Origin of the sequence: Oribacterium sp. oral taxon 078 str. F0262, from assembly GCF_000160135.1 — a bacterium.
Lineage (GTDB): Bacteria > Bacillota > Clostridia > Lachnospirales > Lachnospiraceae > Oribacterium.
Genome location: NZ_GG729933.1, coordinates 221,397 through 235,924, shown reverse-complemented (window position 1 = coordinate 235,924; position 14,528 = coordinate 221,397). Strand labels below are relative to the sequence as shown.

Here is a 14,528-nt window from a genome sequence, read left to right as displayed (position 1 = left end):
TTTGACTTCCTCCCCGGCGGAGGGTATAATGCATGCCCGGAGCACTCTGATCCCGGAGGGAAGAGCAGGCGGTAGAATCCGCCCCGATCCCAAAAAGCAGAGCGCTATAAGGGATCAGGGATCCGAATATGCAGAGGAAGAAAGGAGCCAAGCATGTTTCGAATGAGCGGAAGCATCCAAAGGGAGGGGAAAACTCTGAGAAGCTGCGTCTCCCGGCAGGAAGACGAGTCCTTATCCCGGACACGCCATGTGATGGAAGCGCTCCGGGAGATCAGCGAGTATCTGGATCTCCCGGTCCCGATCTGGCTCTCCAAAAATATCCGCGAGTTCCAGAGGAAAAGCCGGACTGACTTCCGACAGGACAGCTTTCTCGAGCACATCCCCTTCGATGCCCTCCATATCGAGGTTATCGAGGAATAGCATCCCCCTTGAGTCTCGCCCCGAGCTCCCGGGAGAGCTCCTCATAGCCCGGCTTTCCGAGCAGGGCAAACATATTTTTCTTATAGCTCTCCACTCCCGGCTGGTTGAAGGGGTTCACCCCGTTTAAGTATCCGGAGACGCCGCAGGCGAACTCGAAAAAGTAGAACAGCTCTCCGAGGGAAAAGGCATCCTGACGCGGGATCGTCACCACGAAGTTCGGGACATTCCCATCGGTATGCGCGAGAATCGTGCCGTTCATCGCGGACTTATTGACAAAGTCCACCGTCCTTCCCGCGAGATAATTCATGCCGTCGATGTCCTCCTTCTCCTCTCTGAGAGAGAGTGTATCGGGGCATTCCTCCACATTCAGAACCGTCTCGAAGAGATTCCGCGAGCCATCCTGGATAAACTGTCCCATGGAATGAAGATCCGTCGTGAGATCGACAGAGGCCGGGAAAATCCCCCTCTGATCCTTGCCCTCGGATTCCCCCATGAGCTGCTTCCACCACTCCGAGATATAGTGGAGAGAGGGCTCATAATTCGCGACGATCTCGATCGCCTTTCCCTTCCGGAGCATAATATTCCTGGCCGCCGCATAGAGAAGGGCCGCATTCTTCTCATAGGGATCCTCGAGGCAGCGCTCCCGCATCGCAGCGGCTCCGCGCATGAGCGCCCCGATGTCCGCCCCGGAAGAGGCGATCGGGAGAAGTCCCACCGCGGTGAGGACGGAGAACCTCCCGCCGACGTCATCCGGGACGACGAAGCTCTCATAGCCCTCCTCGTCCGAGAGCTTCTTCAGCGCCCCCTTTGCGCGGTCCGTTGTCGCATAGATCCGCTTCGCCGCCCCCTCCTTCCCGTATTTTTGCTCGAGGAGCTCCTTAAAGATCCGAAATGCCACCGAAGGCTCCGTCGTCGTTCCGGACTTCGAGATGATATTCAGAGAGAAATCCCTTCCCTCCAGGAGCTCCCGAAGCCCGCAGAGGTACTTCGAGGAGAGATTGTTTCCGCAGTAGTAGATCTCCGGTCCTCCCCTCTTCTCTCTCGGGAGCTCATTATAGAAGCAGGGATTCAGAAACTCATTTGCCGCCCGCGCTCCCAGATAAGAGCCGCCGATCCCGATCACAAGAAGCAGCTCGGAATCCCCGCGGATCTTCTCCGCCGCCCTCTCAATCCGGGAAAACTCCTCCCTGTCATAATTCAGGGGGAGATCCAGCCAGCCCAGAAAATCATTGCCGGCTCCGCTCCCCGTGAGGAGCGTCTTCTCCGCGGAAAGCACCTGCTCCCTGAAATTGGAAATCTCCTCATCGGAGATAAATCTCTTCGCCCTCGTGAGATCAAACCGTAATCCGCTCATTTCCTTTCCTTCCTCTCCGCCCCGAAAAACCGGGGCAGGACTCCTTCCTCCAAGCTCTATAAAGACACTGCTTCCAGCAGGCCCCTACTGCACCGCCTTACCGCAGCTCCTTGCTCCCCTTGCTGCAGCGCCGGGGCGGCAGACGGCCTCCTTATGGAGCAGTCGATCGGCAGAAGGAGCGTCCCTCTCACTTTGCCTGCCTGTGCCCCGCTTTTCCGCCCCTCCTTATATCCTTTGCACCATCGCTCTCACGAGCCGGACCGAGTGCATGATCGCTTCCTTTTCAAAGGCCGGGTAATCCAAAATCGCGGACTGATCCGCCTTATCGGAGATCGCGCGGACGATCAGAAAGGGGCAGGAATTCTGCCAGGCGATCTGCGCGATCGCCGCGCCCTCCATCTCACAGCACTTTCCCTGAAACTGCTCCCGGATCCAGCGCTTTGTCTCCGGATCCGATACGAAGCGGTCCCCGCTGCACACCCTTCCCGCGATCCCGCGTATCTCCGGATTCGCCCGCCTATTTTCCTCCATCGCAATCTCCAGAAGTCTCCTGCTCGCGGGAAAGGAGAGCCTGCCGCTTCTGGGAATCTCACCGAGGCGGTAGCCGAAATGGGTCGCGTCCACATCATACTGCACCGCGTCCTCGGAGAGAACGATGTCTCCGATATTGATCTCATTGTCCAGAGAACCCGCGATCCCCGTATTGATGATGCAGTCGGGATGACAGCGATCCAGAAGGAGCTGAGTGCAGGCCCCCGCATTGACCTTTCCGATCCCCGAGCGGACGACCGCAAGCTCTTTTCCGAAGATCCTTCCGTAGGAGAAAAGAAGGCCTCCTCTCTCCTCGTCTTTCCTCTCCGAAAGCTCCTTCCGGAGAAGCTTTACCTCCTCCTCCATCGCCCCGATAATCCCTATCATTCTCTCCTCCCTTTCGCCTTTCCGCTCTCCGCCGTCTCGATCAGCACCCTGAGCACGGCATCGAGCCCGCTCGTCTTCTCCGCCTTCTCCATGGAAGCGATATAGCGCGCCCGGTCCCTGTAGAGCTCCTGCACAGAGGAGAGGAGCTTTTTCTCATCCTTTTCGATCTCATGCTGATCCAAAACCATACTGAAGCCCTGTCTCTCAAAGGACTCGGCATTCAATATCTGATCTCCCCTCGAGGCGTCCCTGGGGAGGGGGACTAAAATATTCGGCTTTTTCAGGGCGAGAAGCTCACAGATCACATTGGCGCCCGCCCGGGAGATCACGAGATCTGCGAGCGCATAGAGATCCCGAAGCCCGTCTGTGAGATACTCATACTGCCGGTATCCCTCTTTCCCCTCCAGAGCGGGATCCGCATTCCCCTTCCCGCAGATATGGACGAGATCAAAGCTCTCCGAAAGCTCCGGAAGAAGCTTCCGGAAGGCCCGGTTCAGCGCGAGCGATCCGAGACTTCCGCCGATTGCCATAAGCACCGGCTTCTCCCCGGAAAAGCCCGTCATCGCAAGACCGGCCTCCCGGCTCCCCTTGAGGAGCTTCTCCCGGATCGGAGAGCCTGTGAGCACTGCCTTCCCCCGGGGAAGCTTCGCGACGGTCTCCGGAAAACTACAGCAGATCCTTCTCGCACAGCGGAGCGTCAGACGGTTTGCAAGGCCCGGCGTCATATCGGACTCGTGGCTCACCACGGGGATTCCCCGGAGATAGGCCGCCCAGACGATCGGCACCGCGACGAATCCCCCCTTTGAGAAGAGGATGTCCGGCTCTATCCTTTTCAGAATCCTCCCCGCCTCGAAAAAGCCCCGTATCACATGGAAAGGGTCCGTCAGGTTCCGAAGGTCCCGGTAGCGCCGGAGCTTCCCCGTATCCACACCATAGTAGGGGACTCCTTCCTTCTCCATGAGCCTCCGCTCGATGCCGTCGTAGGAGCCGAGATAGCTGACCTCCGCTCCCATTTCACAAAGCCTCGGAAGGAGCGCGAGATTTGCCGTGACATGTCCGGCAGTACCTCCCCCCGTCAATACGATGCGGCCTATGCTCATTGAAGCTTCTCCCCGATCCTCCTGCAAAGCTCCGCTCTCTCCTCCTCCGTGCACTCCCCCGGTTTCCAGAGGAGGAGCTCCTCCTTCCCATACCTTGGGATGATATGCATGTGAAAATGCCGGACCGTCTGCCCCGCCGCCTCTCCGTTGTTCTGCACAAGGTGGAAGCCGGGGCAGGAGAGAGCCTCCTTCATCGCGCGGGCAACCCGGGCGGAAAGGGGGAGAAGCTTCGCGGCCACAGCCTCGTCCAGCTCCAAAAGATCAGCGAAATGCTCCTTCGGAAGGATCAGAAGATGCCCGGGGCTTGCGGGCGCAAGATCAAAAATCACGCGGAAATCCCCATCCTCATAGAGGGTCGTAGAGGGAATCTCTCCGCTCGCAATCTTACAGAAAATACAATTCTCGTCTCTCATAGGAACTGCTCTCCTTTCCGATGCCGAAGCTCCGCGGAGAGCCCGGACATGCGGGCCTCCGAACGCTTCCAGTATAAGGCCGATCCCGGCTTTATACAAGGGAGAGATGCTGCCGCCTTTCCTCCAATACAGGGCACTCTCGCTCCGGCCTCCGGGACGGCGGGCAGCCTGCTTATTTCGCAGGCAGGCGGCAGAGCTATGATTTTAAAATACGAATACTATGGACGTCCCGCCCGCTGAAATAGGAAGGTCCTCTCCTCAGTAAAGACGAGCCAATGATAAGACAACGGCGGGAAGCTGTGCCTGCCGCGCGGATAGAATGCAGCGGGGCGATCGCTCAGTGCCGCGAGAGCTCCTCGGAGTCGTAGAGGATGGTGAAGGGGCCATCATTTGTGAGGCTGACCTTCATGTCGGCGCCAAAGCTCCCCTGCTCCACTCTCCGGACCTCCTTCCTGCATTGCTCTATGAAATATTCGTAGAGTCTCTCCGCCTTTTCCGGCGAGCCCGCGCGGATAAAGCTCGGACGATTTCCCTTCCGGTAGTCCGCATAGAGCGTAAACTGGCTGATGATGAGAAGCTCCCCGGAGATATCGGAAAGGGAGAGATTGGTCTTTCCTTCCCCATCCTCAAAGATGCGGGCGGAGAGAAGCTTTCTCACCATCTTCTCCGCTGTCGCCTCGTCATCCTCCTCCGAAACTCCGAGAAGGATCAAAAGCCCCCTTCCGATGGAGCCGATCAGCGCACCGTCCACACGCACGGAGGCCTCCGTCACCCTCTGCACAAGACATCTCATAAGTCCCCTTCCTTCCTGAACATCCTGAAAGCGGAAGAGCAGAGGCTCTCCCTCTGCTCTTTTGCACAAAACGGGCACGCTCCGCCTGCTCCATACACGGCGGCTTCCCCGCTTTTTCTAAGCCGTAGGGCCTCCGGATCAAAGGCCGCAGCGCCCCGGCTCCTCCGCCTGCTTCGAAAGACAGGCTCTCGACTCTCCTCCGTCCGCCGGCGAAAAATCAATGCAGCGGCTTGATATTCGTCGCCGAGCTGACTCTCGCCCGGAGCGAATCGGCAAAGTCGACCTCCACTTCCTTTCCAACATTCTCCTTCGCAAGCTTCTTCAGATTTTCGTCATCACTCACGGTAAACTTGAGCTCCGTGCCGTCAGAGGCCTTCAGATAGAGAATGGGGAGATCCGGATTGCTCTCCTCAAGCTTCTCGAGCTTTCCCTTGACACCGATCACATTCGAAGCCTCGTCCTCCATCATGTCCTCGGTGCAGACCCGATAGGCGACAGCCTTATCCTTCAGGTCCCCGGTATAGCTGACCAAAGCGAAGGCTCCGACCTTCACGCCGTCCTTCGTGACCTCCGTCCCGTAGGCGGCTCTCTCGAGAGTATAGCTGTCCCCCATTCTGCTCTCCGGGCTCACCTGACTGCTTCCCTCGTCGACATCCGCTCTCTCGTCCGGCTGCTCCCGGATCGTGATGCTCTTGTCGTCCACCGCCGTGATCTCCCCGTAGATCGTCGGATCCTCATTGTAGTCCTCGGAGGAATACTCGAAGGGAACCGACATGACAACGGTATTTACCGCCATGCCGTCCGCGGGCTCTGCGCCGTTGTAGCCGATCTGAACCTCATCCCCGGGCATCAGCGTCCAGACCGGGTCCATCTTTACCTTTGAAATATCGAAGGTATAGGATTTTCCGTCGTCGGTCTGCACCATCATGCTTCCGTCCCCGATCTTCTGGATCGTCGCGCCCAGGCTGTTCTCCGACGGATCCTCAGTGGCCGACTCGGCAGCCGACGCCGCGCCCTTGTCCGACTTCTTTCCGCAGGACGCCATAGAAAGAGCGAGGAGTCCCAGCGCCGCCAAAAATACGATTTTTTTCATCTGATATCCCTCCAGTTATATTCTTAATGATCTATCATCCCGTTGTCCGGATCGGTTTCGCATAGATCCGCTCCGCCCGTCCCGACCGCGTTCTCAAAATCCTAGCATGAAGGAGCGGAAAATGTCTTTCTGATTTTATGAACATTATCTTAAACCGGGGCTTTTCCGTCCCCCTCCTCCGGGAAATGATAGAATTTCCGCTCCCGGAGCGCATCCGGGAGATACTGCTGCTTCACATAGTGCCCGGGAAAATCATGGGGATAGAGATAGCCGACGCCGCGGGAGAGCTTCTCGTGGCCCCGGTAGTGAGCGTCCCGCAGATATCCGGGGATCGGGAGATTCCCGCTTCTCTTCACCTCCGCCTCCGCCTCCATGATCGCCTTGACGCAGGCATTGCTCTTCGGGGCGGAGGCCACATAGCTTGCCGCCTGGGAGAGAATGATCTTCGCCTCCGGAAGGCCCACCCTCTCGACCGCGAGAAAAGCGCTCGTCGCGACATTCAGGGCCTGCGGATCCGCATTCCCCACATCCTCCGAGGCGCAGATCACGATGCGCCTTGCGATGAACTTGATATCCTCCCCGGCATAGAGCATACGGGCCAGATAATAGACGGCGGCATCCGGATCGGAGCCCCGCATCGACTTAATAAAGGCGGAGATCGTGTCATAGTGCTCATCCCCATCCCTGTCATAGCGTAAAACCCGCTTCTGGATGCACTCCGAGGCCACGGAAAGAGTGATGTCGATCCATCCGTCCTCTCCGCGCTCCGTCGTAAGAGCCGCAAGCTCCAGCGCATTCAGCGCCGCGCGCGCGTCTCCCCCCGCGGCCTCGGAGAGAAAGTCAAGGGCCTCCTCCTCTATCCTGAGCCGGAAACTCCCAAGACCTCTCCTTTGATCTGAGACCGCCCTCTTTAAGAGAATCCGGATCTCCTCTCCGGTGAGCGGCTTCAGTTCAAAGATCCTTGAGCGGGAGAGGAGCGCGGAATTCACCTCGAAATAAGGATTCTCCGTAGTTGCCCCGATCAGGATGAGGCTCCCGTCCTCGACATAGGGGAGGAGATAATCCTGCTGCGCCTTGTTAAAGCGATGAATCTCATCGACGAAGAGGATCGTCCGCTTCCCGTATCCGCCGAGATTCTTCTTCGCCCTCTCTACGATCTCCTCCATCTCCTTCTTTCCCGCGGAGGTCGCGTTCAGCTGGCAGAATTCCGCCTTCGTCGTCCTCGCGATCAGTCTCGCAAGCGTAGTCTTCCCGGTGCCGGGCGGGCCGTAGAAAATCAGTGAGCTGAGCTTATCCGCCGCAATCGCGCGGTAGAGGAGATGCCCCTTTCCGGCGATCTCCTGCTGCCCCACCAGCTCATCCAGATTTTCCGGGCGCATCCTAGCGGCAAGAGGGGCCTCCGCTCCCTTCTGCTTCTCCGCCATATATTCAAAAAGATCCATGCTCCTCCCCTGTCACGCCCCGCCAAAAGGTCCGGGATCCCGCCCTCCCAAAGACAGCGCCATGATACCTTTCCCGCGCTCCGGAATCACCGCCAAACGACGGGTTTCGCTTCCCGATCGCAGCACCGGACGATATTTCCTGTGCACCGATATCACCGCCGAATACCGGGCTTTCCCCTCCCGAAGGCAGCACCGGATGATATTCTCTGTACACCGGGATCAGCGCCGGATCATTCCCCCGCTCTCCGGAATCACTGCCAGGTGATGGGCTTTGTGCGGTCCGGTATGATCTCAATCCAGTAGCCGTCCGGATCCTCGATGAAGTAGATCCCCATGCCGTGATTTTCGAAGCAGATGCAGCCCATTTTCTCGTGTCGCGCATGCGCCATACCGATGTCATCCGTCCGAAGCGCGAGATGGAACTCCTGCTCCCCCAGATCATAATGCTCCTTCCTGTCCTTTAAGTAGGTGAGCTCCAGCCGAAATTCGGTCCTTTTATCCCCGAGGTAGACGATCGTAAAGTCCGACTGATCGTTCGTCGTCAGGACGTCCAGATCCAGGGCCTCCTTGTAGAACGCGATGCTTCTCTCCAGATCAAAGACATTGAAATTAAAATGGTTGAAACTGAACTCCATACTCTCCTCCTATCATCATAAGCGCCGACTCCGACAGAGCGGTCCGTTCCTCCCGCTCCTCTTTTTGTTTTAATAGTAATGTACTTTTCCCCGCATTGCAAGGGATGAGCCAAAGACAGCAGAAAGCCCGGCGATTTCTCGTCGGGCTCCCCGCTGTATAGAGTAGTAAGGGTCGATTAAACCTGTTCGACATATTCATTTGCCTCATCGGCATGCTTTGATACTAATACTTTATGGGCAAAATGTCAAGTCATTCCGGGGAAATATAAAAAAATCGCCATCTTTCCCTTGCAGAAGACTGTATTTATTTAAATATTCTATAATTTATCTCGATATGCTCTTTATTTTACTGTCGAATAGTAATATAATTTAAATGTCTGTATTATTACGGGAGGAGAGTAAGCATGAATTCTGTTTTACTGCATCAATATTCTGTACTGGTGGATTTTCTTGCCGGAACCCTGGGGACAGACTACGAAGTCACACTGGATGACCTCTCGCGCAAGAACCCCTGTACTGTCGCGATCGCCAATGGCTACATCAGCGGCCGATCCGTCGGCGCTCCTCTCACAAAGCTTGCCATGAAGCTGATCAAGGAGCGAAGCTATGAGGACGAGTCCTATCGCCTGAACTACCGGAGCATCTCTTCCAGCGGACGGGTTCTGCGCTGCTCCACCTTCTTTTTAAAAAATGAGAGAGGAGCGCTGCAGGGACTTCTGGGCATCAATTTCGACGACCACCGCTATATGGAGCTCTCGGGGAAGCTTTTCGCGCTTTGCCACCCGGACAACTATGTGAATGACAATATCTCCGTGCACGCGCTCCGGAAGACCGATGTCCCCTTCCTCTCCTCGGAGGAGGGCTCTCTCTATGAGAATGTCAATTCGGAGATCCGCTCGGCGCTCTATGCCGTGATCCGGAGCTCCGAGCTCCCGGCGAGCCGTCTGAAGAAGGCAGAGCGGGCGGAGATCATCCGGATCCTGAACAAAAAGGGAATCTTCATCCTAAAGGGCGCCATCCCCCTGGTCGCGGCCAAGCTCTCCTGCTCCTCCGCGAGCGTCTACCGCTATCTCTCCGAGCTCAAGAAGGAGGAGCAGCGGGAGTATCTGCAGCAGCATGAGGATGAGGAGCTGAGCTCCATCCTGGACAGCATAAGCACCGGAGAGGCCGTGGAGAGCATCGGGACCTCGGAGACCTATCGCTCCACGGAATCCGCCTCTGAGGAAAGAGAGCGGGAGGCAGAAGAAAGGCGGAGAGAGGAAGACGGGGAAGAGGGCTTTTAGCCCGGAAGGGAAGACAGAAAAGGACATCGGAAAGGTCTCGAGAAAATAAATGCTCCGCCCATCTCTCAAAAGGATGGACGGAGCATTATTATGACGCGATTATGACGCGGACAAAATCTGCGCCGATACAGCGCGTGGAGGCTTATTTCAGAGTGACCTTTGCTCCCTCTGCCTCGATCTTCGCCTTGAGCTCCTCGGCCTCTGCCTTGGAGACACCCTCCTTCATGACCTTCGGAGCAGCCTCGACGAGGTCCTTCGCCTCCTTCAGGCCAAGGCCGGTCGCTTCGCGGACGACCTTGATGACCTTGATCTTGTTCGGGCCGATCTCGGTGAGCTCGACATCGAACTCCGTCTTCTCCTCCTCGGGAGCAGCGCCGGCGGCACCGGCCGCAGCCACCACGACACCGGCCGCGGCGGAAACTCCGAACTCCTCCTCACAGGCCTTGACCAGATCGTTGAGCTCCATTACGGAAAGCTCCTTGATCGCCGCAATAAACTCCTCAGTGCTCATCTTTGCCATTTTTGTTTTCCTCCATTTTTACAATTTTTACAATCTGTGATGCTCCGCCATATGGCGAATCCTGTACTTCAGCCTTTTGTCATGACGCCCCGTCAAGATAGCTACGCGGCCTCTCCCTCGCCCTTCTCCGCGATCTGCTTTAGAACGCGGGCGAAGTTTGTGACCGGAGACTGGATCGAACCCAGAAGTCTCCCGAGCAGCTCCTCCCTGGACGGGATCTCCGCCAGAGCCTGGACTTCCTTCTCGTCGTAGAGCTTCCCCTCGACGACAGCTCCCTTCAGCTCCAGCTTCGGAGCCGTCTTTGCGAACTTCGCGAGGATGCGGGCCGCAGCGGTCGCGTCATCCCTCGAGACCGCGATCGCCGTCGGTCCCTCCAGGAATCCGTCCAGCTGCGAAAAATCCGTGCCCTCCGCGGCTCTCTTGATGAGAGTGTTCTTAAAGACCTTGTACTGTACTCCGGCCTCTCTCAGCGTTTTGCGAAGCTGAGTATCCTCGGAGACGGTCAGGCCGCGGTAGTCAACCACTGTGGCCGATACCGCGCCGTCCAGAAGCGCCCGGATCTCATCGATGATCGGCTGCTTCAGTTCAACCTTTGCCATTTCGCTTTCTCCCTCCTTATGATACGAAAAACCCCATGCCAAAAGACATGGGGTCTACAAACAAAGCTTGTCTGTATCTTTCCTCGGCAGGCGCGGAATCGACTTTCAATGCCATGCATGACCTGCTGTCTTCGGCTCAATACCTTCGCTATGCTAGCATCCCGGACTCAAAATGTCAAGCGCCGCCGGAATGCTCTGAAATTCTTCCTTCTCTGCGCCTCGATCAGGCACCAAAGGGCACTGTGTCAAGCCGCACGCCGGGCCCCATGGTGGAGGTGAGCGTCGCGGACTTCATGTACACGCCCTTCAGGGTCGCGGGTCTCGCCTTCGCGATCGCGTTCATCAGCGTGTCCAGATTGGACTTCAGCTGCTCCTCTGTGAAGGAGGCCTTCCCCACCGGCACGTGGATGATGTTCGCCTTGTCCAGCCTGTACTCGATCTTACCGGCCTTCGTGTCCTCAATCGCCTTCGTGACATCCATCGTGACCGTTCCGGTCTTCGGGTTCGGCATGAGGCCCTTCGGTCCGAGGAGACGTCCGATCCGTCCGACGACGCCCATCATATCCGGAGTGGCGATCACGACATCATAGTCGAACCAGCCGCCCTGGATCTTCGGGAGAAGCTCCTCCGCTCCCACGAAATCCGCACCGGCTGCCTGAGCCTCATCGGCCTTGGCGCCCTTTGCGAATACAAGGATCCGGACCTTTTTTCCGGTCCCGGCGGGAAGCACGACGGAGCCGCGGACCTGCTGGTCAGCGTGACGGCTGTCGCAGCCGGTCCTGATGTGCAGCTCGATGGTCTCATCGAACTTCGCGGTGGCATTCTTCTTTACGAGCTGGATCGCGTCGAGCTCCGCATATTTTGTCTGTCTGTCGACAGCCTTCAAAAGCTCAGCATATCTCTTTCCGGTTTTCATTCGCTTTCTCCTCCCTCTCCTTATTTCTCTACTTCGACGCCCATGGACCGGCAGGTTCCTGCGATCATAGACATGGCAGCTTCCAAAGATGCGGCATTCAAATCCTTCATCTTGGTCTCGGCGATCTTCTGGAGATCCTCCCTGGAGATCGTCGCCACCTTGTTCTTATTGGGCTCGCCGGAGGCCTTCTGCAGCTTGCAGGCCTTTTTGATCAGGACCGCCGCGGGAGGAGTCTTCGTGATGAAGCTGAAGCTGCGATCCGCGTAGACCGTGATAATGACAGGGATGATGACATCGCCTTCATTGGCGGTTCTCGCATTGAACTCCTTTGTGAATGCAACGATATTTACGCCGTGCTGTCCAAGTGCCGGTCCTACGGGGGGAGCCGGGGTCGCTTTTCCAGCCGGAATCTGAAGCTTGATATAACCTTCTACTTTCTTTGCCATTTCAGGCACCTCCTTGTGGTGATTGCGGGTAAACCCTCCCACGAGCCCGGGATCTCCATCCCAGAAGCCGTCGGCTTTGATCGGACTTCTCCGGGCGGTGGCTATCTTGTGATCCGGGAGCGCTGTCCCGGGGATTCCCATTTATCTTTATTTATCTCAGTTTCTGGATCTCTCCATAGGACAGCTCCACCGGAGTGTCCCGGCCGAACATCTCGACATTGATCGTGACGGTTCTCTTCTGCTCGTTGATCTCCGTGATGACGCCGATGGTGTCCTTCCAGGCGCCGGAGGTCACATTGACGGTATCTCCCAGCGCGAAATCCACGAGGATCTCCGATTCCCGGTAGCCCAGTATCCGGATCTCCTCCTCTGAGAGGGGCACCGGCTTGGACCCGGGCCCGACAAAGCCTGTGACGCCCCGGGTATTTCGGACGACATACCAGGTCTCATCGTTCATAACCATGTTGACGAGGACATAGCCCGGAAACATCTTCTTGTCGGTCTTCTTCTCAACGCCGTTCTTCATCTCGATGACGGGCTGCATCGGTACGCTGACCTCCAGGATCAGATCCTGAAGTCCGCGGTTCTCGATGGTCTTTTCCAGATCCATCTTGACCTTGTTCTCATACCCGGAATAGGTATGGGCCACATACCAGCGCGCTTCGGAATTCGTTTCTGACATTGTCCCCCACCTTTACTTAAGAATATGTCCGAGCCCCCACTTCATGATGATGTCCAGCCCCGCGATGATGGCACCGATTACGATGCTGACCGCGATCGTCGCCGCCGACTGCTTTGCAACATCCTGTCTGTCGGGGAATACGATCTTCTGGTACTCCGTCTTCAGGCCATTCGTAAACGACTTAAGAAAGGATGTCTTCTCTTCCTGCATTACTTTGTCTCCTTATGAAGCGTATGCTTCTTGCAAAAGCGGCAGTACTTGTTCACTTCCATGCGATCCGGGTGGAGCTTCTTCTCCTTCGTGAGGAAGTAATTCCTCTGCTTACACTCTGTGCATGCTAAAATAATCTTTGTGCGCACGGCTGTTCACCTCCAATGATTTTTAACTCCGCATGACTACGAAATTAGTGCATAAAAAATGGGGCCCTGCCCCTGGAACTGAGAGAAGTGTACCATGGCCGACCCCACAGGTCAAGTATTTCTTGCTGTATCAATCCCCGCCGGACGCCGGAATGTACGCTGTAGGACATTCCGGCATCTAAGAGGCCAAAGGAGCAAAGCCGCAGCACTGCCTTCCTTTACAGCGCGGGAGCTTTATTCCCGGAGCGACAGACAAAAGAGCCGTTATCCTATCGCTCCTGTCTCGTCTTCTCCGGGGTGAAAGTCAGAGCCTTCCCCCGCCATTAGGAGAGATTCGACGGTGTAGCCTGTCTGGAGCCGCCGCCTGAGCCGCTGCCGGATCCCGATCCGCCGCCGGAAGAGGAGCCGCCGCCGGAGGAAGATCCCCCGCCGCCCCCTCTGGAGCCGCTGGAATTTCCTCTCTGCACCACATCATAGCCTCCGACCTTCACATCGGTATTCTGCTTCGGAACCTCCTTCGTCTGGACCTTTCCGTCCACGACCCAGGCGCCGCCCTCATTTACGAGATAGCCGTCCGGCGTCTTCGTATTCGCGAGCATCCAGCCGTCCTTATCGAAATAGTAGCACTCCGCGATATTGTCCTTGTTCCCGTCGAGCCAGGCCCAGCCATCGTGCGGATAGGTCCCGTCCTCATTGTCAAACCACCAGTTATTCGGGCGGCTGATTCCCTTCTTCCAGCTTCCGGCAAACGCGGCAAAGCTTCCGATAAGCGTAAACGCCATGAGCGAAAGCGCAAGTCTCCTGATTTTCATCTCTTCCTTTCCTCCTTTGATGCCATACCTTTCCATCCCGGAGCTTCCGTCCATGAAACGGACCGGGTCCCTCACTTTGGAGAATCCGTCCGGGATAAAAGCCGCCTGCTTCGGGCCATGCCTTCCGCAGGAGCCGAAGCGATCCGCATTTCGGGCCTTCGCCCTCTTTGCTCCCCGCTGTCGGTCCATCCCCTGGCCATGTGTCGGTACTCGGTACTCATCCATACAGCCAATGCCCCAGATTATAGCACATAAAAGGAGGCTGTCGCAATAGAGTGTTGCGACAGCCCTCACGAATCGGTGAAAATCCGGCCTTGATGGCCGGATTTTTCCGATTTCAGGTATGTTTTTTACATGTTTCTTGATTCGGCAAACGTCAACTAAAGCCGCTCATTGAATAAGCGCCTTCTCCTGATCTGTGTTTTGAATGGCCTTGATTATGAAGCTTTCAGTTCGGTCAAGAACTGGCCTGTCCGGCCTCCCTGGATCTTAAAATGAAGCTTGTTGATGTTGTAGGCAATGGCCAAAAGAACGCTCTGGGCCAGCACATTTTCTTTCCCCCGGTAAAGATACCGCCGGAAGTTCATATCTTCTTTTATAACGGCAAAGCTGCCTTCAGCCTGAATGCTCCGGTTCATTCGGAGCTGAGTCCCGTATTCCGTTGTGATCCTCTCCAGCGTTTCCTGTCGCTTTTGCTTCATCACTTTGGAGATACTAAGACGCTTGTTCCGCTCCTCCATTGG

The 14,528-nt window shown here is 56.6% G+C and carries 19 protein-coding genes and 1 other annotated feature; of the genes, 2 read left to right on the top strand and 17 right to left on the bottom strand.

Annotation, left to right across the window (positions count from 1 at the left end; translation table 11 throughout):
• Positions 1-153 precede the first annotated feature (153 nt).
• Positions 154-420: a hypothetical protein gene (locus tag GCWU000341_RS01050; RefSeq protein ID WP_009213792.1), complete on the top strand. Its 267-nt coding sequence runs from the start codon at positions 154-156 to the stop codon at positions 418-420.
• On the opposite strand, the gene GCWU000341_RS01045 is transcribed toward GCWU000341_RS01050, so the two are convergent.
• From GCWU000341_RS01045 to GCWU000341_RS01005, 8 genes are all read right to left on the bottom strand, one after another.
• Entirely contained in the window at positions 407-1,774 is a 1,368-nt protein-coding gene (locus tag GCWU000341_RS01045; protein ID WP_009213791.1) for a glucose-6-phosphate isomerase, read from the bottom strand. The two genes, GCWU000341_RS01050 and GCWU000341_RS01045, sit on opposite strands and share 14 nt — an antisense overlap.
• 225 nt (positions 1,775-1,999) lie before the next feature.
• Complete coding sequence (locus GCWU000341_RS01040; protein ID WP_009213789.1) at positions 2,000-2,692, bottom strand: 5'-methylthioadenosine/adenosylhomocysteine nucleosidase; 693 nt, start codon at positions 2,690-2,692, stop codon at positions 2,000-2,002.
• Entirely contained in the window at positions 2,689-3,792 is a 1,104-nt protein-coding gene (locus tag GCWU000341_RS01035; RefSeq protein WP_009213788.1) for an undecaprenyldiphospho-muramoylpentapeptide beta-N-acetylglucosaminyltransferase, read from the bottom strand. The genes GCWU000341_RS01040 and GCWU000341_RS01035 overlap by 4 nt, the downstream gene beginning before the upstream one ends.
• Positions 3,789-4,205, bottom strand: a complete 417-nt coding sequence (locus tag GCWU000341_RS01030) for an HIT family protein (protein ID WP_009213787.1) — start codon at positions 4,203-4,205, stop codon at positions 3,789-3,791. Before GCWU000341_RS01030 ends, GCWU000341_RS01035 begins: the two co-directional genes overlap by 4 nt.
• 337 nt (positions 4,206-4,542) lie before the next feature.
• Entirely contained in the window at positions 4,543-4,998 is a 456-nt protein-coding gene (dtd, locus tag GCWU000341_RS01020) for a D-aminoacyl-tRNA deacylase (RefSeq protein ID WP_040653134.1), read from the bottom strand.
• Between the two features lie 217 nt (positions 4,999-5,215).
• The gene (locus tag GCWU000341_RS01015) at positions 5,216-6,091 is read right to left on the bottom strand and encodes a hypothetical protein (protein WP_009213784.1); all 876 of its coding nucleotides are present in this window, start codon (positions 6,089-6,091) and stop codon (positions 5,216-5,218) included.
• A gap of 149 nt (positions 6,092-6,240) precedes the next feature.
• Positions 6,241-7,533 (bottom strand): replication-associated recombination protein A, encoded by a 1,293-nt coding sequence (locus GCWU000341_RS01010; protein WP_009213783.1) that lies wholly within the window; start codon positions 7,531-7,533, stop codon positions 6,241-6,243.
• A gap of 251 nt (positions 7,534-7,784) precedes the next feature.
• On the bottom strand, positions 7,785-8,168 hold the full coding sequence (locus GCWU000341_RS01005) for a VOC family protein (RefSeq protein ID WP_009213781.1): 384 nt from the start codon (positions 8,166-8,168) through the stop codon (positions 7,785-7,787).
• Positions 8,169-8,572: 404 nt separating this feature from the next.
• On the opposite strand from GCWU000341_RS01005, the gene GCWU000341_RS01000 reads away from it, so the two are divergent.
• Complete coding sequence (locus GCWU000341_RS01000; protein ID WP_009213778.1) at positions 8,573-9,451, top strand: helix-turn-helix transcriptional regulator; 879 nt, start codon at positions 8,573-8,575, stop codon at positions 9,449-9,451.
• A gap of 142 nt (positions 9,452-9,593) precedes the next feature.
• On the opposite strand, the gene rplL is transcribed toward GCWU000341_RS01000, so the two are convergent.
• The 9 genes from rplL to GCWU000341_RS00955 form a co-directional block, all read right to left on the bottom strand.
• Positions 9,594-9,971: a 50S ribosomal protein L7/L12 gene (gene rplL / locus GCWU000341_RS00995; protein ID WP_009213777.1), complete on the bottom strand. Its 378-nt coding sequence runs from the start codon at positions 9,969-9,971 to the stop codon at positions 9,594-9,596.
• Positions 9,972-10,072: 101 nt separating this feature from the next.
• Positions 10,073-10,570 (bottom strand): 50S ribosomal protein L10, encoded by a 498-nt coding sequence (rplJ, locus tag GCWU000341_RS00990; RefSeq protein WP_009213776.1) that lies wholly within the window; start codon positions 10,568-10,570, stop codon positions 10,073-10,075.
• Between the two features lie 15 nt (positions 10,571-10,585).
• Positions 10,586-10,723, bottom strand: a sequence feature (ribosomal protein L10 leader region).
• 70 nt (positions 10,724-10,793) lie between these two features.
• Positions 10,794-11,486: a 50S ribosomal protein L1 gene (rplA, locus tag GCWU000341_RS00985; RefSeq protein WP_009213774.1), complete on the bottom strand. Its 693-nt coding sequence runs from the start codon at positions 11,484-11,486 to the stop codon at positions 10,794-10,796.
• A 20-nt stretch (positions 11,487-11,506) separates the two neighbouring features.
• Positions 11,507-11,932 carry a 50S ribosomal protein L11 gene (gene rplK, locus GCWU000341_RS00980; RefSeq protein WP_036599340.1) on the bottom strand — a complete coding sequence of 142 codons (426 nt, stop codon included), beginning with the start codon at positions 11,930-11,932 and terminating at the stop codon, positions 11,507-11,509.
• 151 nt (positions 11,933-12,083) lie between these two features.
• A complete protein-coding gene (gene nusG / locus GCWU000341_RS00975) occupies positions 12,084-12,614 on the bottom strand; it encodes a transcription termination/antitermination protein NusG (protein ID WP_009213772.1) in 531 nt (176 codons plus the stop codon).
• A gap of 12 nt (positions 12,615-12,626) precedes the next feature.
• Positions 12,627-12,824 (bottom strand): preprotein translocase subunit SecE, encoded by a 198-nt coding sequence (secE, locus tag GCWU000341_RS00970; RefSeq protein WP_009213771.1) that lies wholly within the window; start codon positions 12,822-12,824, stop codon positions 12,627-12,629.
• Positions 12,824-12,973 (bottom strand): 50S ribosomal protein L33, encoded by a 150-nt coding sequence (gene rpmG / locus GCWU000341_RS00965; protein ID WP_009213770.1) that lies wholly within the window; start codon positions 12,971-12,973, stop codon positions 12,824-12,826. Before rpmG ends, secE begins: the two co-directional genes overlap by 1 nt.
• Positions 12,974-13,296: 323 nt before the next feature.
• A complete protein-coding gene (locus GCWU000341_RS12515) occupies positions 13,297-13,785 on the bottom strand; it encodes a choline-binding protein (RefSeq protein ID WP_155812552.1) in 489 nt (162 codons plus the stop codon).
• Between the two features lie 437 nt (positions 13,786-14,222).
• On the bottom strand, positions 14,223-14,528 hold a 306-nt coding region (locus tag GCWU000341_RS00955), incomplete at its 5' end, for an IS1182 family transposase (protein WP_009213768.1).